This is a genomic window from Streptomyces sclerotialus (assembly GCF_040907265.1).
Classification (GTDB): domain Bacteria; phylum Actinomycetota; class Actinomycetes; order Streptomycetales; family Streptomycetaceae; genus Streptomyces; species Streptomyces sclerotialus.
Map to the genome: position 1 here is coordinate 3,060,606 of NZ_JBFOHP010000002.1, position 24,047 is coordinate 3,084,652.

17 protein-coding genes and 1 pseudogene are annotated in these 24,047 nt (G+C 72.7%); 5 read left to right on the forward strand and 13 right to left on the reverse strand.

The window, feature by feature from the left end; translation table 11 throughout:
* Positions 1-23 precede the first annotated feature (23 nt).
* Together pepN (AAC944_RS13625) and AAC944_RS13630 are read left to right on the forward strand one after the other, a co-directional pair.
* Complete coding sequence (gene pepN / locus AAC944_RS13625) at positions 24-2,612, forward strand: aminopeptidase N (protein WP_030614869.1); 2,589 nt, start codon at positions 24-26, stop codon at positions 2,610-2,612.
* Between the two features lie 124 nt (positions 2,613-2,736).
* Positions 2,737-3,852 carry a hypothetical protein gene (locus AAC944_RS13630; protein ID WP_030614871.1) on the forward strand — a complete coding sequence of 372 codons (1,116 nt, stop codon included), beginning with the start codon at positions 2,737-2,739 and terminating at the stop codon, positions 3,850-3,852.
* 67 nt (positions 3,853-3,919) lie between these two features.
* On the opposite strand, the gene AAC944_RS13635 is transcribed toward AAC944_RS13630, so the two are convergent.
* The 3 genes from AAC944_RS13635 to AAC944_RS13645 all read right to left on the reverse strand — a co-directional run bounded on the left by AAC944_RS13635 (position 3,920) and on the right by AAC944_RS13645 (position 7,768).
* On the reverse strand, positions 3,920-5,068 hold the full coding sequence (locus AAC944_RS13635; RefSeq protein ID WP_051871760.1) for a serine hydrolase domain-containing protein: 1,149 nt from the start codon (positions 5,066-5,068) through the stop codon (positions 3,920-3,922).
* 111 nt (positions 5,069-5,179) lie between these two features.
* Positions 5,180-6,916: a TIGR03767 family metallophosphoesterase gene (locus tag AAC944_RS13640; RefSeq protein WP_030614881.1), complete on the reverse strand. Its 1,737-nt coding sequence runs from the start codon at positions 6,914-6,916 to the stop codon at positions 5,180-5,182.
* Between the two features lie 291 nt (positions 6,917-7,207).
* On the reverse strand, positions 7,208-7,768 hold the full coding sequence (locus AAC944_RS13645) for an HPP family protein (protein WP_368397179.1): 561 nt from the start codon (positions 7,766-7,768) through the stop codon (positions 7,208-7,210).
* Positions 7,769-8,044: 276 nt separating this feature from the next.
* Here AAC944_RS13645 and AAC944_RS13650 point away from each other — a divergent pair, with 276 nt between their 5' ends.
* Entirely contained in the window at positions 8,045-9,076 is a 1,032-nt protein-coding gene (locus AAC944_RS13650) for an aspartate-semialdehyde dehydrogenase (protein ID WP_030614886.1), read from the forward strand.
* 87 nt (positions 9,077-9,163) lie between these two features.
* On the opposite strand, the gene AAC944_RS13655 is transcribed toward AAC944_RS13650, so the two are convergent.
* From AAC944_RS13655 to AAC944_RS13665, 3 genes are all read right to left on the reverse strand, one after another.
* Complete coding sequence (locus tag AAC944_RS13655) at positions 9,164-9,685, reverse strand: DUF1203 domain-containing protein (protein ID WP_030614889.1); 522 nt, start codon at positions 9,683-9,685, stop codon at positions 9,164-9,166.
* A 67-nt stretch (positions 9,686-9,752) separates the two neighbouring features.
* The gene (locus tag AAC944_RS13660) at positions 9,753-10,100 is read right to left on the reverse strand and encodes a type II toxin-antitoxin system PemK/MazF family toxin (RefSeq protein WP_030614892.1); all 348 of its coding nucleotides are present in this window, start codon (positions 10,098-10,100) and stop codon (positions 9,753-9,755) included.
* Entirely contained in the window at positions 10,087-10,317 is a 231-nt protein-coding gene (locus tag AAC944_RS13665; RefSeq protein ID WP_030614895.1) for a ribbon-helix-helix domain-containing protein, read from the reverse strand. The genes AAC944_RS13660 and AAC944_RS13665 overlap by 14 nt, the downstream gene beginning before the upstream one ends.
* 113 nt (positions 10,318-10,430) lie before the next feature.
* Between AAC944_RS13665 and pepN (AAC944_RS13670) the strand changes: the two are divergent.
* Positions 10,431-13,002: pseudogene (gene pepN / locus AAC944_RS13670) on the forward strand (aminopeptidase N).
* 236 nt (positions 13,003-13,238) lie between these two features.
* Here the strand turns inward: pepN (AAC944_RS13670) and alc are convergent.
* The 7 genes from alc to AAC944_RS13705 all read right to left on the reverse strand — a co-directional run bounded on the left by alc (position 13,239) and on the right by AAC944_RS13705 (position 20,407).
* Positions 13,239-14,393 carry an allantoicase gene (gene alc / locus AAC944_RS13675; RefSeq protein WP_030614900.1) on the reverse strand — a complete coding sequence of 385 codons (1,155 nt, stop codon included), beginning with the start codon at positions 14,391-14,393 and terminating at the stop codon, positions 13,239-13,241.
* Between the two features lie 155 nt (positions 14,394-14,548).
* The gene (locus tag AAC944_RS13680; protein ID WP_030614904.1) at positions 14,549-15,466 is read right to left on the reverse strand and encodes a LysR family transcriptional regulator; all 918 of its coding nucleotides are present in this window, start codon (positions 15,464-15,466) and stop codon (positions 14,549-14,551) included.
* Between the two features lie 17 nt (positions 15,467-15,483).
* Positions 15,484-16,458, reverse strand: a complete 975-nt coding sequence (locus AAC944_RS13685; RefSeq protein WP_030614907.1) for a DMT family transporter — start codon at positions 16,456-16,458, stop codon at positions 15,484-15,486.
* A 121-nt stretch (positions 16,459-16,579) separates the two neighbouring features.
* Complete coding sequence (locus AAC944_RS13690) at positions 16,580-17,557, reverse strand: acyl-ACP desaturase (RefSeq protein ID WP_030614910.1); 978 nt, start codon at positions 17,555-17,557, stop codon at positions 16,580-16,582.
* A gap of 208 nt (positions 17,558-17,765) precedes the next feature.
* Positions 17,766-18,008 (reverse strand): hypothetical protein, encoded by a 243-nt coding sequence (locus AAC944_RS13695; RefSeq protein WP_030614913.1) that lies wholly within the window; start codon positions 18,006-18,008, stop codon positions 17,766-17,768.
* Positions 18,009-18,056: 48 nt separating this feature from the next.
* The gene (gene malQ, locus AAC944_RS13700) at positions 18,057-20,153 is read right to left on the reverse strand and encodes a 4-alpha-glucanotransferase (protein ID WP_030614915.1); all 2,097 of its coding nucleotides are present in this window, start codon (positions 20,151-20,153) and stop codon (positions 18,057-18,059) included.
* Positions 20,153-20,407 carry a hypothetical protein gene (locus AAC944_RS13705; RefSeq protein WP_030614919.1) on the reverse strand — a complete coding sequence of 85 codons (255 nt, stop codon included), beginning with the start codon at positions 20,405-20,407 and terminating at the stop codon, positions 20,153-20,155. The genes malQ and AAC944_RS13705 overlap by 1 nt, the downstream gene beginning before the upstream one ends.
* 431 nt (positions 20,408-20,838) lie before the next feature.
* On the opposite strand from AAC944_RS13705, the gene AAC944_RS13710 reads away from it, so the two are divergent.
* Positions 20,839-24,012: a glycoside hydrolase family 84 protein gene (locus AAC944_RS13710; protein ID WP_078888568.1), complete on the forward strand. Its 3,174-nt coding sequence runs from the start codon at positions 20,839-20,841 to the stop codon at positions 24,010-24,012.
* The last annotated feature ends 35 nt before the right edge of the window (positions 24,013-24,047 follow it).

Consider the following 24,047-nt stretch of genomic DNA (forward strand, 5'->3'; position numbering starts at 1 on the left):
CGCGAAGACGAAGGAGTCACGCCGTGCCCGGTGAGAATCTGTCCCGAGACGAGGCCCGCGAGCGGGCCCGGCTGCTGGCCGTCGACGGGTACGAGGTGGCGCTGGACCTGCGGTCAGCCGTGGCCGAGGGTGAGGCGGCCCGCACCTTCCGCTCCGTCACCACCATCCGCTTCCGCTCCTCCCAGCCGGGCGCCGACACCTTCGCCGACCTGATCGCGCCCGAGGTCACCCGGGTGACCCTGAACGGCCGCGAGCTGGACCCCGCGGCCGTCTTCGACGGCACCCGGATCGCCCTGCCCGACCTGGCGGCGGAGAACGTCCTCGTCGTGGACGCGCAGTGCGCCTACAGCCGGACCGGCGAGGGCCTGCACCGCTTCGTCGACCCCGAGGACGGCGAGGTCTACCTCTACACGCAGTACGAGCCGGCCGACGCCCGCCGGGTCTTCGCGAACTTCGAACAGCCCGACCTCAAGGCCCCCTTCACCTTCGAGGTGACCGCGCCCGAGGGCTGGGTCGTGCTCAGCAACGGCGTCGAGGAAGGCCCCGCCGAAGGAGCCGTGCACCGCTTCGCCCGTACGCAGCCCCTCTCCACGTACATCACCGCCGTGGTCGCGGGCCCGTACCACTACGTCTCCGACACCTACCGCCGTACGTTCGAGGACGGCACCGAGCTGGAGGTCCCGCTCGGCGCGCTCTGCCGCAAGGGGCTGGCCCGGCACTTCGACGCGGACGACGTCTTCACCGTCACCAAGCAGGGCCTGGACTTCTTCCACGACCACTTCGACTACCCGTACCCCTTCGGCAAGTACGACCAGGCGTTCGTGCCCGAGTACAACATCGGCGCCATGGAGAACCCGGGCTGCGTCACCTTCCGCGAGGAGTTCATCTTCCGCGGCAAGGTCACGCAGGCGTCGTACGAGCGGCGGGCCAACGTCATCCTGCACGAGATGGCCCACATGTGGTTCGGCGACCTGGTCACCATGGAGTGGTGGGACGACCTGTGGCTCAAGGAGTCCTTCGCGGACTTCATGGGCGCGCTGTCGCTGGCCGAGGCCACCCGCTTCAAGGACGGCTGGATCACCTTCGCCAACGGCCGCAAGGCCTGGGCGTACCGCGCCGACCAGCTGCCCTCCACGCACCCCATCACCGCGGACATCCACGACCTGGAGGACGCCAAGCTCAACTTCGACGGGATCACCTACGCCAAGGGCGCTTCGGTGCTCAAGCAGCTGGTGGCGTACGTGGGCCGGGACGCCTTCCTGGACGGGGCGCGGCGCTACTTCAAGCGCCACGCGTACGGCAACACCACCCTGGCCGACCTGCTGACCGCGCTGGAGGAGACCTCGGGCCGCGACCTGGCGGCCTGGTCCCGCTCCTGGCTGCAGACGGCCGGCGTCAACGCGCTCACCCCGCAGGTCACCTACGACGCGCAGGACCGCATCACCGAGCTGTCCGTCCTCCAGGAGGCCTCCCCCGCCCGGCCCGAGCTGCGGCCGCACCGGGTCGCGGTCGGCCTGTACCGCCGCGCCGACGCGGACGGCGCGCTGGTCCGGTACGCCCGTGCCGAGCTGGACGTCTCCGGGCAGCGCACGGTGGTCGAGGAGCTGGCCGGGGCCGAGCGCCCCGATCTGATCCTGGTCAACGACGACGACCTGACGTACTGCAAGATCCGCTTCGACGAGCGGTCGCTGGCCACCCTGCGCGGCCACCTCGGCGAGATCACCGACCCGATGGCGCGCGCCCTGTGCTGGTCCGCGCTGTGGGGCCTGACCCGGGACGGGCTGATGCCGGCCCGCGACTACCTCGACATCGTGCTGCGGTTCGCCGGGCGGGAGTCCGACATCGGGGTGCTGCAGACCCTGCACGCCCAGGCCCGCACCGCGCTGCACCACTACGCCGCACCCGACTGGCGGAAGACCGGTGCGCAGCAGCTGGCCCAGGGCGCCCTGCGTGAGCTGCGGCTCGCCGAGCCCGGCAGCGGCCACCAGCTCACCTGGGCCCGGTTCTTCGCCTCCGTCGCCTCCACCGAGGCCGACTTTCAGCTGCTGAACGGGTTGCTGGAAGGCACCGCGAAGGTCGACGGACTGGACGTCGACCAGGAGGTGCGCTGGGCGTTCCTGGAGCCGCTGGCCGCGCACGGCGTCGCCGACGAGCGGGTGATCGACGCCGAACTGGCCCGGGACGACACCGCGTCCGGCAAGCGGCACCACGTCCGCTGCCTGGCCGCCCGGCCCTCCGCCGGAGTCAAGGCACGTGCCTGGGCGGACGTCGTGGAGTCCGACACGCTCTCCAACGCCCTGGTGGAGGCCACGATCTCGGGCTTCGACCAGCCGGGCCAGCGCGAGCTGCTCGCGCCGTACGCGCCGAAGTACTTCGACGCCCTGCAGAAGGTCTGGCAGGAGCGGTCCATCGAGATCGGGATGGCCGTCGTCCGGGGCCTCTTCCCCTCGCTGCAGAGCAGCCCGGAGACGCTGGACGCGGCCGACGCCTGGCTCATCGCGCACCCGGACGCGCCGCCCGCGCTGCGCCGCCTGGTGTCGGAGTCGCGGGACGACCTCGCGCGGGCGCTGCGGGCACAGGCTTGTGACGCAAAGGTCGGCGACAGGCCGTAACCCTGGGTAGGACCAGCACTTATCGGCCGTCGAACGCTCGTACTTTAGGACGCGGTTGTGCGTAAACGTCGACGGATCGGTAACAGCGGTTAGGCGGCGGCTCGGGCGAGGGAATGGCGGGGGCATGAACCACAACACCCCGCTCTCTCCCCGCCCGCTCCACCACCTCTCCGACGTACGGCACCGCGTCCTGACCGCCCGGCAGCTGCGCGAGCACGGCATCGCGCCGTCCGACCTCGCCGAGCGGTGCCGGCCCGGGGGCCCCTGGCAGCAGATCCTGCCGGGGGTCCACCTGCTGCACCCGGGCCCGCCCACCAGTGAGGAGCGGCTGCACGCCGTCCTGCTCTACGCGGCCCGGCGCACCCCCGCCGCGTCCACGGACCCGGACGGGGAGCCCGCCGTCCCCCCTCAGGGCGGCGCCGACCGCCATGAGCCGGAGGCGATGATCACCGGGCTGGCGGCGCTCGCCCTGCACCGCTTCTCCTCCGCGCCCCCACTGCTCTCCCTGGACCGCATCGAGGTGCTGGTGCCACGCTCCCGGCGGCTGCGCTCGACGGGCTTCGCGCAGGTCGTACGGGCCCAGACGCCGCCGCCCGCGGTGGAGGTCACCGGCCTGCCGGTCGCCCCGGTGCCCAGAGCGCTGGCCGACGCGGTGGCCCGGCTGACCGGCCCGCAGTCCACCCGGTCCGGGTTCGGGGAGAGCGAGATGACCGCGCTGGAGGCGGTCGGCGGGCCGACGGCCATCCGGCGGCTGCTGAGTGAAGCGGTGCGCGGCGGGCACTGTGACCCGACCGTGGTGGTGCGGGAGCTGAGCCGGGCCCGGCTGCTGGGCAAGCCGCAGGTGATGGACGCGGTGGACGGGCTGCTGGCGGAGGGCCGGGCGCTCGCCGAGGGAATGCTGTACGCGCTGGTCAAGGACCACCGGTTGCCGGACCCGGTGTGGAACGTGGACCTGCGGCTGCCGGGCGGCCCGTACCTCGGCGGGGTGGACGCCTTCTGGCCGGTGCAGGCGGTGGCACTGACGATCGACGCGCGGTCCCCGAAGTACGCGGACCAGACGCTGTGGCCGGAGCACACCCGCACCCGTGAGCGGCTGGAGCGGCTGGGCATCACGGTCGTGCAGGTGACGCCGAAGAAGCTGCGGGAGGCACCCGAGCAGCAGGCGACGGTGGTGCGGACGGCGCTGATGGCGGCGGCCGACCGGGAGCCGAGCGCGTACGTGGCGGTGCTGCCGAAGTAAGCGCCTGTGTCTCTCGGCGCGACGCGAAAGGGGCGGGCCACCGGGGCCCGCCCCCGCGGGCGCGAGGTCAGTCGCAGAACTCCGCCTCGACCACGGAACCGCTGTCGCCGGTCCAGTCCGCGTTGGAGTTGAACGCCGCGGTGTGCCGGCCGTCGCGGGTGCTGACCGCCTCGGAGGACGAGCCGTGGATGCCGCCGCCGTGGCCGTACAGCCGGACCCCGCAGGACAGTTCCTGGGTCATCAGGCCCAGCCCGTACCGGATCTGCGGCGCTTCCTTGCCGACCGGGACCGTGGTGAGCATCTCCTTCAACTGCCGCTGCGGGAAGAGCTTGCCGCGCAGTACCGCCGCGTAGAAGCGGTTGAGGTCCCCGGCCGTGGAGATCATCTCGCCGGCCGCACCGGCGAGCGACGGATTGAGCTCCGTCGCGTCGTACACCTCCGGCCCCGGCTTCTCCACCAGCAGCTTGGAGTACGCGATGCCGTGCGGCCCGGGCATCCCGGGGGCCGTGCCGGGCACGACGGTGCGGTTCAGCCGGAGCGGCTTCAGGATGCGGCGCTCGACCTCCTTTCCGTACGGCCGGCCGGTGGCCTTCTCGATGACCATTCCGGCGAGCACGTAGTTGGTGTTGGAGTAGCTCCAGGACGTACCCGGCTCGAAGGTGGGTTTGCCGTTCATGGCCAGGCGTACGAGCTGCCGGGGCGTCCAGGTGTCGTAACGGTGCTTCAGGAAGCCCGGCCCGGTCACCTTGTCGCGGAACTCCTTCTCCTCGAAGATCTCGCGGATGCCGCTGGTGTGGTTGAGCAGCTGCCGCAGGGTGACGCGGCGGCCGTCGTGGCCGTGCCCCCGGACGACGCCCGGCAGCCACTCCTCGACCGTGTCGTCCAGGTCGAGCCGGCCCTCCGCCTCCAGCTGGAGCAGGACCGTGGCCACGAAGGTCTTGGTGATGCTGCCGACGCGGAAGGCGTCGCCGGTGCCGCGCGGTGCGCCGGTGTCGAGATTGCCGACGCCGACGGTGGCCTTCCAGACCCGGCGCCCCTCGGTGACCTGGCCGATCATGCCGGGCACGCCCTTGGCGACCTGGGCCTCCATGGCGGCCCTGGTGCGCGCGTGGCCGTCGTTCGCCGGACCGGCGGCGGTGGCCGCGGGCGCGGTGAGCAGTACCGTTCCTGCGAGCGCGGCGGCCAGGGCCCCCGCCAGTGTGCTCCGTGCTCTCATCGTCGTTCCCCCTCGCTGCGGCGCGCGTGGCGCCTGCTGCTGACTGCGGTCGGGGGAAGGGACCGCGCGGCCCGGCCCGGAGTTGCCGGGCGGGCCGGGGTTGAGCGTCAATCAGCCACGTTTCAGCAGGAGTTCGGTGTTGCGGTCGCCCGGCTCGCCCGCCAGGTCCGTACGGCCCTGCGGCTGATTGGCGGACAGCTCGCGGTAGAGCGAGGCCAGGCCGGTCTGCGAGAGGTCCTCGAAGTCCGTGCGGTGCGGCGCCGCCGACTCCACGAGAGTGGTGAAGAGCGAGACCGTGCCGTCGTGGTTGTCCACCACCTCGATCACCCGCGCGAGCTGCGGAAAGTCGATGTGGGAGGCGGTGGAGACCTCCCAGAAGCCGTCGTGCGCGGTGATGTCGTTCTTGTGGCTGTGGCCGTTGATCCAGGCCAGAACGTTGCGGTGCCCGGAGAGCAGCCGGACGAGTTCGTCGCCGCCGTGCCGCCCCTCGTCCGGACGGGCCGGGTCCGGGCGGGTGTTGTCCATGGTCTTGCTGGTGTGGTGGCTGAAGATCAGGACGTAGGAGTCCTTGTGCTCCTTCAGCTGCCGCTCCAGCCAGCGCAGCTGACCGGTGCCGACCGAGCCGGTGTAGTGGCCGCCGGGGTCGGTGGTGTCCAGGCTGATGCCGATCACGTCGTCGGACACCGGGAAGCTGTAGTACAGCTGGTCGTCGTGGACGTTGGCCTCGGTGAAGCCGTGGCCGTGCGGGCCCTTGCCGGTGTAGGCGGGGTCGAGGTGGGCGCGGACGTACTCGGCGCGGGTGAAGGGCGCCCGCCGGGGGTCCGGCGTCACCTGCCGGGTGTGCCGGCGGTTCTCCTTCAGCAGCGCCTTGAAGTCGGCGCCCTTGGGGTCCAGGCCCTTCTTCACGGCCTTCCAGACCCGCGCGGCCTCGTCCGGCGGCAGCGTCTCCAGCTTCCGGCCGCCGGTCGCGATCTCCGTCCAGTACGAGTCGCCCGGTGCGTAGCAGCCGCCGGGCAGCTGGTCGTGGTTGCCGACCGTGGTGTACCAGGGGATGTCCAGCCCGGGGCTGTGCACGGTGCGGATCGCGGCGTCCAGGAAGCCGGGCAGCCGCGGGAAGCCGAGCTGCTTGTCGGCGTCGCGCAGGTCGCTGCCCGGCTGCCAGTACAGCTTCAGGCCGCTGTCCTGGACGCCTTCGTAGTGCCCGGGGTCGCCGGTGTTGGGGACGATGCGGCCGCCGCTCATCGCGCCGAGGAACCACTCCAGTTCGATCTTGGAGTTGTTGTCGGTGTTGTCGCCGGTGGTCATCGCGAAGGCGAGCGGCGAGCCGGTGGCGGGACCGCCCTTGAGCGCGTTGACCCGCTCGATGAGCGAGACGAGACCGGCCACCGACAGCGCCTCCTGGGGCCGCCAGGCGCTCGCGGTCTGCGCGCGCAGGTACTCGTACCGCAGCGGGCTCTGCACGTCGACCAGGTGCAGATCGGTGAACTGGACGAAGGAGGCGAGCGTGGTGCGCCGCTCGTCCCGCCCGGAGCGGGCCGCCGCCAGCTCGGTACGGACGACGCGGGACCAGGCGGGGCCGTCGCCGAGGCGCCGGTAGCCGGTGGTGCCGCGCGGGGTGGCGACGGAGTCGAGGGTGGTGCCGCGGCGGAAGGGTACGGGCGGCACGGCGGGCGCGGCGACCGGCTCCGGCGCGAACGGCGGTGGCCCGGCCTGGGCCGGCACGGCGGTGGCCTGCCTGCCGCTCAGTCCGAGGGTGAGTCCGGCCCCGGCGGCGGCGCCGGCCACTCCGGTGGCGGCGAGGAAGGTACGGCGGTCGAGGGTGGCGGCGGCGGACCGGATGCGGGACATGCGCGAACTCCCCGAGTGCGGACGCGGTGGTGTCGGGGCGGGCCGGCCGCCCCCTCACCGGGGATGTTTCGCACCGGGGGTGGACTGTGCGTGAACATGACCACAACGTCGGCCGCCGATCTCTGCACAGGGATCTCGCCCGGGTCCGCGCGTGGCCCGCCCGCCACGGAGCGCTCGCGGACCGGGCGGCCGCACGTCATGTGGTGTTCACCTCACGGGGTAACGCCCCGCGCACGGGCGGACGCGAGGTGTCGCTGCACCGCCCGTACGCGGGTACCGGCGGCGTGCGCGTCACCACCAGTACGCCGGGTACTTCCGGGCCCCCAGGCGGTGCAGGCAGCAGCCCACGGTGGTCAGGATCATGGTGGCCGCGGCCAGCAGGCCGAGGAAGGGCAACGGATCGGGCCCCTGGAAGCCGACGATCACCGCCGTGGCGACGCCGGGCGAGTGCGGCGTACGGGCCAGGGACGTCGCCCCGAAGGCCAGCGCGCCGGCCGCCACCGCACTCCAGACACCGGGCCCCGCGACGGCCACCACGAGGAAGCCGGCGCAGGCCGCCAGCAGGTGGCCGCCGATGACGCTGCGCGGCTGCGCGAGCGGCAGCGCCGGGGCACCCGCGATCAGGGCCGCACTGGCCGCGAGCGGCGGGATGAGCACGGGGTGCTCGATGACGGCGCCGGTCCCGGCCAGCAGGAGCAGCGCCAGGGCGATCGCGGCCGTCGCGGCCAGCAGGACGAGCGGCCGGGGGCGCGGCGGGGCGGCGGAGCGCAGGGCGCGCCCGGCGCGGACGGTGCGGACGGCGTCGGGGGCGGCGGCCTCCGGGGCTTCGACGGTGGGAGCAGGGGCGGTCACAGGAGCCTTTCAGGGGGCATGTACGCCCCGTTCGGTACCGGTATCTACGGTCTTTCGTGCCGGCACCTCGTCGTGACCTTCGCACTGTCCTTCGACTGAGAGATTATGGGAGGTCAGCCGCGACTCAGTAGTCACTTGCCCGTGGGGCAAACTTCGTGCCTCGCTCCACTCCATGAAACGGATTGGACAAGGCGACGGGGGTCACACGCATGATGGAGGGACTTCTGAGCAGGGTTTCCTTTCGGAAATCGTCGCCAGTTCCCTAGAAGGAGTGCCATGAGGATCGGAATCGTCGGAGCCACCGGCCAGGTCGGCGGTGTGATGCGAGGGATTCTCGCCGAGCGGAACTTCCCCGTGGAGCAGCTGCGGCTGTTCGCCTCGGCCCGTTCCGCCGGTCGTACGCTCCCGTGGCAGGACACCGAGATCACGGTCGAGGACGCGGCGACGGCCGACTACTCGGGCCTGGACATCGTCCTCTTCTCCGCGGGCGGCGCGACCGCCAAGGAGCTGGCGCCCAAGGTCGCGGCGGCCGGTCCGGTCGTGATCGACAACTCCTCCGCGTTCCGCCGCGACCCCGAGGTCCCCCTCGTGGTGTCCGAGGTGAACCCGCACGCGATCGCCGAGCGCCCCAAGGGCATCATCGCCAACCCGAACTGCACGACGATGGCCGCGATGCCGGTGCTGCGCCCGCTGCACGCCGAGGCGGGGCTGACCGCGCTGATCGTCGCCACGTACCAGGCGGTGTCGGGCTCCGGTCTGGCCGGCGTCGAGGAGCTGGACGAGCAGACCCGCAAGGCCATCGAGCAGGACGCGACCAAGCTGACGCACGACGGCGCGTCGGTCGACTTCCCCGAGCCGAACAAGTACGTCCGCCCCATCGCCTTCAACGTCCTCCCGATGGCCGGCTCCGTCGTCGACGACGGCCTCAACGAGACCGACGAGGAGCAGAAGCTCCGCAACGAGAGCCGCAAGATCCTGGGGATCCCCGAGCTGAAGGTCTCCGGCACCTGCGTGCGCGTCCCGGTCTTCTCCGGCCACTCCCTCCAGGTCAACGCGCGCTTCGAGCGCCCGATCAGCCCCGAGCGGGCGGCCGAGCTGCTGGCCGAGGCCCCGGGCGTGGAGCTGTCCGACGTGCCGACCCCCCTCCAGGCCGCCGGCCAGGACCCCTCCTACGTGGGCCGCATCCGCAAGGACGAGACGGTCGACAACGGCCTGGCGCTGTTCGTCTCCAACGACAACCTCCGCAAGGGCGCGGCCCTCAACGCCGTCCAGATCGCGGAGCTGGTCGCGGCCGAGCTCAAGGGCTGACGCCTCCTGGGGGTGACGCCACCGAAAGACACCCGCGGGGCCCGTACGGACATGATCCGTACGGGCCCCGCCCCTTTCCTCACGGCCTCACGGCCTGCGCACCTCGAAGTGGAGGCAGCCGTACTCCACCGCGCGTACGTGCACCAGCGCGGTCCCGGGATCGGCGAACGCCTCGTCCAGCGCGGCGTCGAGCGCGGCGTCGGCGTCCTCGGGCAGCTCCAGCAGGCGCCCGCCGGCGATGTGCCCGGCCGCCGTGTACCGCCGCAGGACGCGCAGTGCCCCGGTACGGGTGAACGGGTAGCCCGGGGCGTGCGGGTCCGGCCCGCCGCACTCCTCGGCGTGCACGAACACCGGCCCCACCTCGTCATAGGCCTCCGGTTCGGCCCCCGTCGCGGCGGCCCACCGCCGCAGCGGCGCGTAGGAGACGAGCGCGACCCGCTCACCGGCCCGGGCCGGCCGCAGACAGCAGCGCAGCGGGCTGCCGACGCAGTCGACGGGGGCGCTGTCGTCGCCCGCGGTGAACGGCCGCACGGGCCGCCCGGCGTCGTCGGCGGTACGCAGTTCCTTCAGCGCGGTGGCGTCGATGGGACGCGGTGTGTATCTGGTCATGGCTCCAGCCTGACCGGCCGCCGACCGGACTTCCGGCGGCAATCGGACACGACGCTCGCGGCCCCCGTCAGAGCGCCAGATGCCGCCGCAGGGCCGCGTCGACCTCGGCCATCCTCGGTTGCGGCACAGAGCCGATCCGCTGCCGCAGCCGTTCCGGTGCGACGGCGCGCACCTGCTCGCACTGCGCCTTGGAGTCCTTCGCGAGCCGGGAGTCACCGGCCGGCAGGAACACCTGGAAGGCGAGCACTCGGGCGGTGTTCGACGTCAGGGGCACCACCGTGACCACGCCCCGGCCGTTGCGCTCCACCGACGCGTTGGCCGCGTTGTTGGACACGATCACCGCCGGGCGGGCCTTGTTGACCTCGCTGCCTCTGACCGGTTCGAAATCGACCAGGTAGATGTCACCGCGACGCATCGGAGAGTCCGTCCGCGGCAGTCCGGTCCCACAGCGCGGCGTCCTCGCTCGCGTCCCACTCCTCGAACGCCTCTGTGTACTCGGCCTCCAGATCGGCCGCCCGGAGACATTCGATGGCAGCGTGTATCACCGCGGACCGCGATTCCGCCTCCGTCCGGGAGACGTACTCGTCGACGAAGGCCACGTCTTCCTGCGGAAGGCTCACACTGATCTTCATGCCCTCGATCCTACCCGGGTAGGAAGATCCTTACTACCCGGAATACCACTCGCCGCCGAAGGGGTGCGGCGTGGAAGGATGGGCGAAACGTCCGATGCGAAGGAGATGACCGCGTGCCTGGCACGAATCTGACCCGCGAAGAGGCGCAGGAGCGGGCGCGCCTGCTGACCGTCGACGCGTACGAGATCGATCTGGATCTGAGCGGCGCGCAGGAGGGGGGCGTTTTCCGGTCCGTGACCACGGTGCGTTTCGACGTGGCCGAGGACGGGGCGGATTCGTTCATCGATCTGGTGGCGCCGGCCGTGCACGAGGTGGTGCTGAACGGCGCGGCGCTCGACGCCGCCGCGGTGTTCCAGGACTCGCGGATCGCGCTGGCGGGCCTGCCGGCCGGGCGCAACGAGCTGAAGGTCGTGGCGGACTGCGCGTACACCAACACGGGCGAGGGCCTGCACCGCTTCGTCGACCCGGTGGACCAGCAGGCCTACCTCTACACCCAGTTCGAGGTGCCGGACGCGCGGCGGGTGTTCGCGTCGTTCGAGCAGCCGGACCTCAAGGCCACCTTCCAGTTCACCGTGAAGGCGCCCGAGGGCTGGACCGTGGTGTCCAACTCCCCGACGCCGGAGCCCAAGGACAACGTCTGGTCCTTCGAGCCCACGCCGCGGATCTCCAGCTACATCACCGCGCTGATCGTGGGCCCGTACCACTCCGTGCACAGCAGTTACGAGAAGGACGGGCGGCGGGTGCCGCTGGGCATCTACTGCCGGCCGTCGCTCGCCGAGTACCTGGACGCCGAGGAGATCTTCGCGGTCACCCGGCAGGGCTTCGACTGGTTCCAGGAGAAGTTCGACTACGCGTACCCGTTCGCCAAGTACGACCAGCTCTTCGTGCCGGAGTTCAACGCCGGCGCGATGGAGAACGCCGGCGCGGTGACCATCCGCGACCAGTACGTCTTCCGCTCCAAGGTGACCGACGCGGCGTACGAGGTGCGGGCCGAGACCATCCTGCACGAGCTGGCCCACATGTGGTTCGGCGACCTCGTGACCATGGAGTGGTGGAACGACCTGTGGCTGAACGAGTCGTTCGCGACGTACACGTCCATCGCCTGCCAGGCGTACGCGCCGGGCAGCAAGTGGCCGCACTCGTGGACCACGTTCGCGAACTCCATGAAGACGTGGGCGTACCGGCAGGACCAGCTGCCGTCGACGCACCCGATCATGGCGGAGATCCGTGACCTGGACGACGTCCTCGTCAACTTCGACGGCATCACGTACGCCAAGGGCGCGAGCGTGCTGAAGCAGCTCGTCGCGTACGTCGGCATGGACGAGTTCTTCCGCGGCGTGCAGGCGTACTTCAAGCGCCACGCGTACGGCAACACCCGGCTCTCCGACCTGCTGGGCGCGCTGGAGGAGACCTCGGGCCGGGACCTGAAGACCTGGTCGAAGAAGTGGCTGCAGACGGCCGGCATCAACGTCCTCCGCCCGGAGATCGAGACGGACGCGGCGGGCAACGTCACCTCCTCTCGCCATCCGCCAGGAGGCCCCGGCGCTGCCCGAGGGCGCCACCGGCGAGCCGGTGCTGCGCCCGCACCGCATCGCGGTCGGCTGCTACGACCTCAAGGACGGCAAGCTGGTCCGCTCCGACCGCATCGAGCTGGACGTGGACGGCGAGCGCACCGAGGTGCCGTTCCCGGCGGGCACCCCGCGCCCGGCGGTCATCCTGCTCAACGAGGACGACCTCTCCTACGCCAAGGTGCGCCTGGACGAGGAGTCCCTGAAGACCGTCACCGCGCACCTCGGCGACTTCTCCGAGTCGCTGCCGCGCGCACTGTGCTGGGCCTCGGCCTGGGACATGACCCGCGACGGCGAGCTGGCGACCCGCGACTACCTGGAGCTGGTGCTCGCCAACATCGGCAAGGAGTCCGACATCGGCGTGGTCCAGTCGCTGCAGCGGCAGGTCAAGCTGGCACTGGAGCTGTACGCCGCGCCGGACTGGCGCGAGACCGGCCTCGCGAAGTGGACCGACGCCTGCCTCAAGCAGCTGCGGGCCGCCGAGTCCGGCAGCGACCACCAGCTCGCGTGGGCCCGCGCGTTCGCCGCCGCGGCCCGTACGGACGCGCAGCTGGACCTCCTGCAGAACCTCCTGGACGGCACCGAGGAGATCACCGGCCTCGCCGTCGACACCGAGCTGCGCTGGGCGCTGCTGCAGCGGCTGGCCGCCACCGGCCGCGCGGACGAGAAGGCCATCGCGGCGGAGCTGGACCGGGACCGGACGTCGGCGGGTGAGCGGTACGCCGCGACCGCCCGCGCGGCCCGCCCGACGGCGGAGGCCAAGGCCGAGGCCTGGGCGTCGGTGGTGGCGTCGGACAAGCTGCCGAACGCCGTGCAGGAGGCCGTCATCGGCGGCTTCGTCCAGACCGACCAGCGCGAGCTGCTGGCCCCGTACACCGCGCAGTACTTCGACGCGCTGAAGAGCGTCTGGGAAGGGCGCAGCCACGAGATGGCGCAGCAGATCGCCGTCGGGCTCTACCCCTCGCTCCAGATCTCGCAGGAGACGCTGGACGCGACGGACGCCTGGCTGGCCTCGGCGGAGCCGAGCGCGGCCCTGCGCCGCCTGGTCACGGAGAACCGGGCCGGCGTGGAGCGCGCCCTGAAGGCCCAGGCGGCCGATGCCGCGGCCGCGGCCTGAGCCGGCATAGCGGGGCCCGTCCCCGCCGTGCCCGGCTGCGGCACCGTCGGCGCTGAGCGCGCAGTTCCCCGCGCCCCCTCAGGGGCGCGGGGAAGTGTCGACATGCGGCTCCGCCGCGTGGGCGCGAGCAAGCCACGCGGCGGGGCGGCCGGGTGCGGAGGGGCCCCTTCGTGGTGCCGTCCGGCGTCGGCGCGATCGTGCGCTGCCGTCCGCCGGACGAGTCATGCGGAACGGCGTCAGCCGTTCACCTCGTCGAAGCGGCGGCGCAGTTCGGCGCGGCCGGCTTCGGTCAGCTCACCGTGCACGCGCATGCGGGCAAGTCCGCCGTCGGGGAAGACGTCCAGGCGGAGGTGGGTCGCGGTGACCGTCTGCGGCAGGACGAAGCGGTGCGGCGTGTCCGGCTGCAGCTTGGTCTTCGGCAGAACCTCGAACCACGAGGACTCGTCAGCCGGGTCCGCGGCAGCGGCATCGCAGCCGTACAGCGCCGCCCAGCCGGCCGAGTTGCCCTTGAGGTACGCCGTGTCGATCTCGACCGCGCGGATCTCGCCCTGCGCGGCGAGGCGGAAGCGGACCCAGTCGTTGGTGCCCTTGACCCGGCGGCGGCGGTTCTCCCAGCCGTCGTCCATCTTGCGGGAGAGGTCGGGCTGGATGATCTGGGTGGGCGAGGAGTAGAAGCGGTCCGAGGCGTCCTCGACCGCGCCGCCGTTCAGGACGGAGGCCAGGTCGACGGTGCCGAGCAGCTCCAGCCACTCGGGGTCGGCCACGACCTCGCCGTGCACCCGGAGGCGGGCGATGCCGCCGTCGGGGTGCTGCTTGAGGCGGAGGTGGGTGAAGCGGCGCTCGGCGGTGACCTCGAAGCCGTTGGCGGCGTGGCCGCGTACCGGCGTACGGGGGACGATCTCCTCCCACTTCACGTCGTCGGCGAGCAGTTCCTCCGGGCTCGGGCTGCCCGGTACGGAGGTGGCCTCGACGGTGACCTGCTGCGGGTAGTTGCCGCGGAAGTGGGCGGTGTCGACGATGATGCCGCGGATCACGCCGGGTACGGCGAGGCGGATCAGCGCCCAGTCGTGCTCGTCGTCGGTCGGGAAGGGGTGGTCACCGTCGGCGCCGCGGCGGCGCCGGGTCTCCCAGCCGTCCATGATCTTGCCCTTGTGGCCGAAGTGGTGCGGGTCGAAGACCGCGGGCTCCGGCTTCAGCAGGTTCTCGCGCTCGGCGAAGAACTCGTCGTTCGCGGCGATCACACCGGCGCCGAACCGGCGGTCGGCGAGGTCGACGAGCGAGGTGAAGGCGAAGTCCCCGCCGCGGTAGTCGGCGTAGGGGTCGCCGCCGCCGTACGGGGCGGCGTCGTTGGCGTGCGGATCAGTGGAGGAGGCGGCCGGGGTGGTGGTCATCTCTGCCCTTCGTCGTCCGGGGGTGACGTGTGCTCACTGCACGTGGTGAGTGCGCACACCATCGACTTTCGCAGAGGCGTTCGGGCAGGTCTATCGAAAGTTTCTGCAGTAGACGTGAAGCAAACATGAAAGGTGCACCGGGCCGGCACGGCCGCCTACTGCTCCGACAGTTCGGCCGCCACCTGTCGCAGGGCGGCCAGTACGCGGGCCATGCCCGGCGCGTCCTCGGCCCCCCGGCGGACCGCCGCGACGACGTGGCGGCGGGGCTGGTCGGCGTGGAGGACCCGGACGGCGACGCCCGCGCCGCCGCGTTCCGGCCGCATCGCCATACGCGGTACGAGCGCCACGCCCATGCCGGCCGCGACCATGGCCAGGATCGCCGCCCAGTCGGCCGCCGCATGGGCCTGCTCCGGGACGAATCCGGCGTTCTCGCAGACCGTCGTGGTGATCTGGGACCAGGGCCCGCTCCGCCCGAAGATCCATGGCTCGCCCGCCAGGTCGGCCAGCCGGAGCCCCGGCTCGGCGGCGAGCGGATGGCCGGCCGGCAGCGCCACGTCCAGCGGATCGGCGAGCAGCGAGAACCGGGCGAACTTGGGGTCGCGCGGCGTGGGCGCGTGGGCCGCCAGGGAGAGCGCGAGGTCCACGCTGCCCTCCGACAGCAGCTCGTACGCCTCCGCCGCCTCGGCCTCCCGTACCCGGACCACCAGGCCCGCATGGGTCCGGCGCAGCCGCTCGACGGCGGGCACCACCAGTGCCGGGATCGCCGTGGAGAACGCGCCGACCTGCACCTCACCGGCCTCGCCCCGGAGGTAGCCGAGCAGCTCCGCGTCCGCCCGCTCCAGCTGCGCGAAGACCGCGTCGGCGTGGCGGAGCACCAGGTGGGCCGCGTCGGTCAGGCGGACCCGGCGGCCGTGGGCCTGGAGCAGGGTCACCCCGAGCTGCTTGGCGAGCCCGGTCAGCTGCTGCGAGACCGCCGAGGGCGTCATGTGCAGCGCCTCGGCGGTCGCGGTCACCGTGCCCAGCTCACCGAGGGTGCGCAGGATCCGCAGCTTCTTGATGTCCCAGTCGGCCATGCGGGCAGCGTATGCGGTCACCCCGCGGCTCTCCGGCGCACGCCGGCGGCCAGCACCACGCCGCCGAGGATCAGCGCCATGCAGAGGACCTGGACCGGTCCGGTGCGCTCGCCGAGCAGGAGGTGGGCGAAGAGGGCGACGCAGACGGGCTGGAGGTAGTAGACGGCGCCCGCGCGGGCCGCGCCGACCAGGTCGATGGCCTTGTTCCAGGTGAAGAAGGCCACCGCGGAGGAGAAGATCCCGACGTACAGCAGCGGGCCGACCGTGTCGGTGCCGGGCGTGAAGCCGCCCTGCACGGCGAGGCTGACGGCGTACGCGGGAGCCAGCATCAGCGTGCCGAGGAGGAAGGTCACGCACAGGAAGACCGGGCCGGGGATCTCCGCCGGCTTGTGGCGCACCAGCACGCTGTATCCGGCGAAGCAGGCCATGGCCGCGAGCATCCACAGGCTTCCGGCGTTGAGTTCCAGCCGGAACAGGGCCGTCGGGTCGCCCTTGCCGATCAGGGTGAGCACGCCCGCCGTCGCGATCAGCATGCCAGTAGCGCGCCGTGCGCCGATGCGTTCGCCGCTCCGGCCGAAGCGTCCGAACAGCGCCATCAGTGTCGGCGACGCCGCCATGAACATCCCCATGGAACCGGCCGTGGTGGTCAGTCCCGCCTGGTGGACCAGGGTGTTGTAGAGGGCGACGCCGAGCAGCGAGGCCGGCACCAGGAAGCGCAGATGGCGGCGGAGGACCGCGCGCTGCCGCCACACCTGCGGGAGCGTCATGGGCGCCACGGCGAGCAGCGCGATGACCCAGCGCCAGAAGACGGCCTGCACGGGCGGCACGCTGTCGTGCAGCGCCCGGGTCGCGACGAAGCTGCCGGCCCAGACGACGGTCGCGGTCAGCGCGAGGCCGAGGCCGGTGAGGGTGGCGCGGCGGGCGGTGGCGGAGCGTACGGAGCGGGGTTCGCTGCCGGTCCGTACGGCTGTCTCCTGGTCCAGGACTGTCACGGCTTCCCTTCGTCGGTGCGGAATGCACCTACCGTGACAGTCCTGGACTCCTCAGGTCCATCGAATGTTTTTGACGCTTCCTTTCAGCTGAGCTGAAAGGAAGCGTCCGAAGGAAGCGGGGTCAGCCCTGCCGGGCCGCCTTGCGGGCCTCCCGGGCGGCGAGCCGCTCGTCGAACTTGCGCGCCTGGTCGTCCAGGCCGCCCATGAAGAGCCCCAGCTCCTCCTGCGCCCGCAGACCCGCCGGGCCGAGCCCGCCGATCTCCATGACCTTGAGGAAGCGCAGTACGGGCTGGAGCACGTCGTCGTGGTGGATGCGCAGGTTGTAGATGCCGCCGAGCGCCATCCGGGCCGCGGCCCGCTCGAAGCCGGGCATGCCGTGGCCCGGCATCCGGAAGCCGGTCACCACGTCGCGCACGGCGCACATGGTCTGGTCGGGGGCCAGCTCGAAGGCCGAGGCGAGGAGGTTGCGGTAGAAGACCATGTGGAGGTTCTCGTCCGTGGCGATCCGGGCGAGCATCCGGTCGCAGACCGGGTCGCCGGAGTGCCGCCCGGTGTTCCGGTGCGAGATGCGGGTGGCCAGCTCCTGGAAGGCCACGTACGCCACGGAGTGCAGCATGCTGTGGTTGTTGTCGGACTCGAAGCCCTCCGACATGTGCGCCATGCGGAAGCGTTCCAGCTGCACCGGGTCGACGGCCCGGCTGGTCAGCAGGTAGTCACGCATCACGATGCCGTGCCGGCCCTCCTCGGCCGTCCAGCGGTGCACCCAGGTGCCCCACGCGCCGTCCCGTCCGAAGAGGGTGGCGATCTCGTGGTGGTAGCTGGGCAGGTTGTCCTCGGTGAGCAGGTTCACGACCAGGGCCGTACGGCCTATGTCGGTGACCTTGGACTGCTCGGGCGCCCACGGCTCACCGTCCATCACACCGTCGAAGTTCCGGCCGTCGCTCCAGGGCACGTACTCGTGCGGCATCCACTCCTTGGCGATCTTCAGATGCCGGTTCAGCTCTTTCTCGACGACCTCTTCGAGCGCATACAGGAGTTGAGCGTCACTCCAGGCGGTCTGGCCGCGCTCTCCGTCTTGGTGGGCGGGGGCGATGGTCATACGGGGTCTCCTGGGGACATGGAGAAAGCCTTACGGAACCGTAGGTTACGGCATCGTAGGTTAGGTCTCCGTCAAGACGTCCCGCCACCGCAATCGGGTGAATGTCCACAAAACGACCCCGCAGCATGCAAAAAAGCGCCGAACGGTTCCGTACGAACCGTTCGGCGCCTTGCAGTCTGTGGTGCCCGGTGAGCTTGAAGGGCCGGGGTCAGCTCTTCTCGGCCTTGCGGGACTTGTCGCCCACCATGACCAGGCCGGCGATGACCAGGAAGAGGACGATGGGCAGCGCGACGTAGAGGCCGAGCGTCTCGACGACACTCAGGCCCGGACCCGGGTCGTCGCCGTCGTCGCGGGTGAGCGCGAAAGCAGGGGACGACATCAGCAGCAGCAGCGCGGTACCGGCGGTGATCGTTCCGGCGCGCAGGGCGTGGTTCTTGACCTTGTTGCTCACGTACCTCAACGTATCGGACGCCCGAACGCCCTGCGCGCTCGGGGTGCCCTAACGGCTGACCTCCGGCTCCGGCACGGCCTCGAACTCGCACATCAGCGCGCGCAGCCGCGGCGACGCCACGATCTCCTCGAGCGTCATCGGCCGGCCGTCCGGCGCGGCGACCGGCAGCCGCCAGTTCGGGTACTCGTCCCAGGTACCGGGGAGATTCTGCGGCCGGCGGTCACCCACCGCGTCCGGCAGCCACACCCCGACCATCTTCGCCGGGGTCCGCAGCAGGAAGCGGTGCAGCCCCGCGACCGCGGCCGCCTCGTCGGCCCCGGCGTCACCGGTCGCCGTGCCCTCCGGCAGCAGCCCCAGCCGGACGAGCCACTCCAGCCAGGTGGCGACCTCCGCAGCGTCCGCCGCCTGCGCCGCCTCCAGGGAGCCGTCCAGCAGGCCGATGCGGTGCCGCAGCGCGGTGTGCTCGCCCGTCAGCCGCCCCGCCGTACTCGGCAGGTCGTGCGTGGTGACGGTGGCCAGGCAGTCGGCGCGCCAGTTCTCCGGCGGCAGCGGCGGCTGCCCCTCGGCGGTCCAGTCGCGCTCGAACCACAGGACGGACGTACCGAGGACGCCGCGCTCCCTCAGCGCCTCACGCACCCCGTCCTCGACCGTTCCCAGGTCCTCACCGATGACGGCGGTGCCGGCCCGCGCGGCCTCCAGCGCCAGGACGGAGAGCATCGCCTCGGCGTCGTACCGGACGTAACAGCCCTCCGTGGGCGGCCGGCCCTCCGGGATCCACCACAGCCGGAAGAGGCCCATCACATGGTCGATGCGGAGCGCGCCCGCATGCCGCAGCAGGCCGCGCAGCAGCGCGCGGAAGGGTGCGTACCCGGTCTCCGCGAGCGTGTCGGGGCGCCAGGGCGGCAGTCCCCAGTCCTGGCCCCGGGAGTTGAAGGCGTCGGGCGGCGCGCCGACGGACATGCCGGCCGCGAAGGCGTCCTGGCGGGCCCAGGTGTCGGCCCCCGTGGGGTGCACGCCGACGGCCAGGTCGTGGACGAGGCCGGTGCGCATGCCCGCCTCGCGCGCGGCGCGCTGCGCGGCCGCGAGCTGTTCGTCGGTGAGCCAGGCGGCCCTGCGGTGGAAGTCGATGCGGTCGGCCAGGGCGCGCCGCATCCGCTCCGTACGGGCGGAGCGGGGGTCGCGCAGGCCGTCGGGCCAGGCGCGCCAGTCCGGGCCGTGCGCCTCGGCCAGCGCGTACCAGGTGGCGTGGTCCTCCAGGTCCTGCCCCTGGGCGGTGCGGAAGGCGGCGTAGGCGGCCTGCCGTGCGGTGCTCAGCGGCACCGTCCGCAGCAGTTCCAGTGCCTCCTTCTTGAGCTCCCAGACCGCGTCCCGGTCGATCAGCGCGCCGTTCTCCAGCACCGCGTCGCGGAGGGCGGCGGCCCGTCCGGTCAGTTCGTCGACGCGCCGCCGGGCCGGCCCGGACAGCTGCGCGAACTCGGGGACGTCCGCGATCCGCAGGTGTACGGGGTCGGGGAAGCGGCGCGAGGAGGGGCGGTACGGGGAGGGGTCGGTGGGCGGTCCCGGTACGGCCGCGTGCAAGGGGTTGAGCTGCACGAAGTCCATGCCGAGCGTCCGTCCCGACCAGTCGGCCAGCCGGGCCAGGTCGCCGAGGTCGCCCATGCCCCAGGAGCGCCGGGAGAGCAGGGAGTAGAGCTGGACCATGAAGCCGTGGCCGCGACCGGACACGGCGGGCATCCGGTCGGGCGCGACGACGAGGTGGGAGTGCGCGGCTTGGCCGTCGGGGGCGTAGGCACGCAGGACGTGCACGCCGGGCGGCAGCGGGGCCGCCTGCCCTCCGGGCACCAGGCCCCAGTCCAGCGTCCGCCCGTCCTCGGTGTCCACGCGCAGCGTGGTGCCGCCGGGCAGCCCGGCCAGGTCCGGCGGGCGGCCCTCGCGGCTGACGAGGGTGGGCGGGAGAAGGGCACGGGCGTGGCCGTATTCGTACGCGTCCAGCGCGGTGCGCACGGCTTGCGGCGTGGAGGCGTCGACACCCAGTGCGGCGAGCACGGCGACGACCGTGTCCTCGGGAACATGGACGGTGCGGCCCGGCGCGGGCTCGTAGGACGTGGTGACGCCGTGCAGCCGGGCGAGCCGCGCTCGGCCCATCAGACCTCCATGGACTCCGTGCCGTAGCCGGCGGCGGCGGGCTCACTGGTGAGCGGCAGCTCGGCGGCGATCGGGGTCTCGCTGGTGAGGGGGGTGCTGTCGGCGAGCGGGGGCTCGCTGGTCAAAGGAGGCTCGGAGAAGGTGAACGAGCCGCATCCGTCCAAGCCGCAGTCCGGGTCGGAGACCCCTGCCAGCAGATCCGGCTCGGTCGGTTTGGAGAGGGCGTCGAGAAGAAGCTGAGCGGACGGAGCCACGAGGGCCTCCCGTTCGTCGAGAGTAGGACATCCGGGCCCTACCCAATCCATGCCGCCGCAGACGTGTCCGGTCACTAAACGTGCTCCACCTCACACCCCCGCCCCGGTGAACGATTTAGCGGCGCGGCCGGTCCCTCACGCAGGAGATACCGACTAAACGGACATCATAGCGAAACTTCTGCGGTATTTCCCTCGAACCGCCATTCCTCGCGTGTCCCGCCGGTCACTCAGGGCAAACGAGGGCACTTCGGTTACCATCGTTGACACCTCGACCCCCGAGTGGTGGGCTCACAGCCAATAGCGGCCGCTCCGCCGACCGACCACACGGAGCCGGTCCGCCGCAAGGCCGCACACGACGGGGACGAGGAGAAGCCGTGCGATTCCGTGGCGTCGGCGCCAGGAAACGGAACGGCGCCGGGTCCGGCGCCAGGGTGGCAGGCACGACAGCACTGGCCGCCGCCGTCATAGGGGGACTCCTCGGCGGCGTACCGGCCGCGCAGGCGGCCCCCGAGGAGCCCGCCGTCGACGCTCCCGACCAGGCGGCGGACGCCGGTGAGCCGCCCGCCGTCTGGCCCCGCCCCCAGTCACTGCGGTCCCTCGGCACGGCCGTGCCGCTCGGCACCGCGGTCACCGTCGCCGGTCCCGAGGGCACCGACCCGTACGCCGTCGAGGCGCTCCTGAAGCTGCTGCGGGGCGCCGGGGTGCGCACGGTCCACGAGGCGCGCCCCGATGCGCCGCCGCCTTCCGACGGGCCGCTGATCCTCGTCGGCGGACAGCGGGCGGCCGACGCGCTGCGCGCCCTGCACGCCCCGGCCCGCGGCACGGACCTGCCGTCCGGCGGCTACCGCCTGGCCGTCGGCGAGGTCGCGGGCCGCGCCACCGTCGCCATGGAGGGCACGGGCCCGGACGGGCTCTTCCACGCCGTGCAGACCCTGCGGCAGCTCGTCACGCGGGACGCGGCCGGCGGACACCGGCTGGCCTCCGTCGCCGTACGTGACTGGCCGGGCACCGCGGTGCGCGGCACGACCGAGGGCTTCTTCGGCGAGCCCTGGTCCCGGTCCGAGCGCCTGGCCCAGCTCGACTTCATGGGCCGTACGAAGCAGAACCGCTACCTCTACGCGGCCGGCGACGACCCCTACCGCCAGGTCCGCTGGCGCGACCCGTACCCCGCCGCGCAGCGCGCCGCCTTCCGTGAGCTGGCCGAGCGGGCCCGCGCCAACCACGTCACGCTGGGCTGGGCCGTCTCCCCCGGCCAGTCCCTGTGCATGTCCTCCGCCGAGGACGTACGGGCCCTGAAGCGCAAGGTCGACGCGATGTGGGCGCTGGGCGTCCGCAGCTTCCAGCTCCAGTTCCAGGACGTCAGCTACAGCGAGTGGCACTGCGACGCCGACCAGGACGCCTTCGGCTCGGGCCCCGAGGCGGCGGCCCGCGCCCAGGCGGAGGTGGCGAACGCGCTCGCCGCCCACCTCGCCGAGCGGCACCCGGGATCCGCGCCCCTGTCGCTGATGCCCACGGAGTACTACCAGGACGGCTCGACGGATTACCGCGAGGCGCTGGCGGACGCGCTCGCGGACCGGGTGGAGGTGGCCTGGACCGGCGTCGGCGTCGTGCCCCGCACCATCACCGGCGCGGAACTGGCCAGGACCCGCGAGGTGTTCGGGCACCGCCTGATCACCATGGACAACTACCCGGTCAACGACTACGCCCAGGACCGGATCTTCCTCGGCCCGTACACCGGGCGCGAGCCCGCCGTCGCCACCGGCTCCGCCGCCCTCCTGGCCAACGCCATGGCCCAGCCCACGGCCTCCCGCATCCCGCTCTTCACCGCCGCCGACTACGCCTGGAACCCCCGCGACTACCGCCCCCAGGAGTCCTGGCAGGCGGCCGTCGACGACCTCGCCGACGACCTGGCGGGCGGTGCCGGCACCCCCGCCGGCGGCCCGGCCGCCGCGGCGCACGGCACCGCCGCCGACGACCGCAGGGCCCGCACCCGCGCCGCGCTGCACGCCCTCGCGGGCAACGACTCCTCCTCCGTCCTGCACACCGGCGAGTCGGGCTACCTCCGCCCGCTCATCGACCGCTTCTGGGCGACCCGCGCCGCCGCGATCAACGGCGGCGACGCGGCCGACGACGAGAGTCACGCCAAGGCCGCCGCCGCGCTCCGCTCCGCGTTCACCACCATGAGCGAGGCCCCCGACCATCTGACCGGCGGCCTCGCCACCGAGGTACGCCCCTGGTCCGAGCAGCTGGCGCGCTACGGGCGGGCCGGCGTGCAGGCCGTCGACATGCTGCGCGCCCAGGCCCGTGGTGACGGCGCGGCGGCATGGCGGGCCCAGCGCGCCGCCGAGCGGCTGCGCAAGGACATCGGCGAGCGGAAGGCGACGGTCGGCAAGGGCGTGCTCGGCCCGTTCCTGGACCGTGCCCTGCGCGAGTCCGACGCCTGGACCGGCGCCGCCTCCGACGCCCCGGCCCCGCACGAGGCCGCGCACGCCACTTCCCTGACCGTGCCGTTCGCGCGCGCCCGCAAGCTCTCCGCGGTCACCGCGCTCACCGACCCGTCGGCGGACGCCGCGCGCGCCTCGGTGGAGGCCCGCGTCCCGGGCAAGGGCTGGCAGCGCCTCGGCCGGCTCTCCGCCTCCGGCTGGACCCAGACCGCGGCCCGCGGCCTGCGCGCGGACGCGATCCGCCTGCACTGGGGCGAGGACGGCCCGGCCCCCTCGGTGAAGTCCCTCACCCCCTGGTTCGACGACACGGCACCGGCCGGCCTGGAGCTCTCCCGCACGGAGGCGGACGCCGACACCGGCGGCACGGTCGCCGTCGACGCGCACGTCTTCTCCCGCCGCCCCTCCGACGTCCCGGGCCGGCTGCACGTCAAGGCGCCCAAGGGCTTCACCGTGCACGCTCCCGACCGCCTCACCGCGCCGCGCGGCGGTACCGCGACCGCCCGTATCCGGATCGGGGTACCGGAGGACGCCCGCTCCGGCACGTACGAGATTCCCGTCACCTTCGGTGCCGAGGAACGGACCCTGACCGTACGTACGTTCCCGCCCGCCGGCGGCAAGGACCTGGCCCGCGGCGCGGCGGCGGTCTCCTCGGGCGACGAGACCGCCGACTTCCCGGCCTCGGCGGCCACCGACGGCGACCCGAAGACCCGCTGGTCGTCCCCGGCGGAGGACAACGCCTGGCTCCAGTTCACCCTGGACCGGCCGGTCCGCCTCGGGCGGGTGGTCCTGCACTGGCAGGACGCCCACGCCGCCCGCTACCGCATCCAGGTCTCGCCGGACGGCCGCACCTGGCGCACGGCGGCCACCGTCCGCGACGGCAAGGGCGGCCGGGAGTCCGTCCGCATGGACGCGAAGGACGTCCGCCACGTCCGCATCCAGGGCGACAAGCGCGCCACGCGCTTCGGGTACTCGCTGTGGAGCGTGGCGGCGTACGCCGTCGAGGACGGCGGGCGCCCCGACGACCAGGCCCGCCGGGGCGACGGCCGCCACCGGGACGATCCGGGCCGCCGGGACGACGGCCGTCGCCCGGACGCCCCCGGGCGCGAGGACGATCACGGCCGCAGGACCGGCCAAGGCCACGGCCAGCCGCCGCAGGACTGACCGCTCGGCGGCCGGCTGCCGCCACATCATGGCTG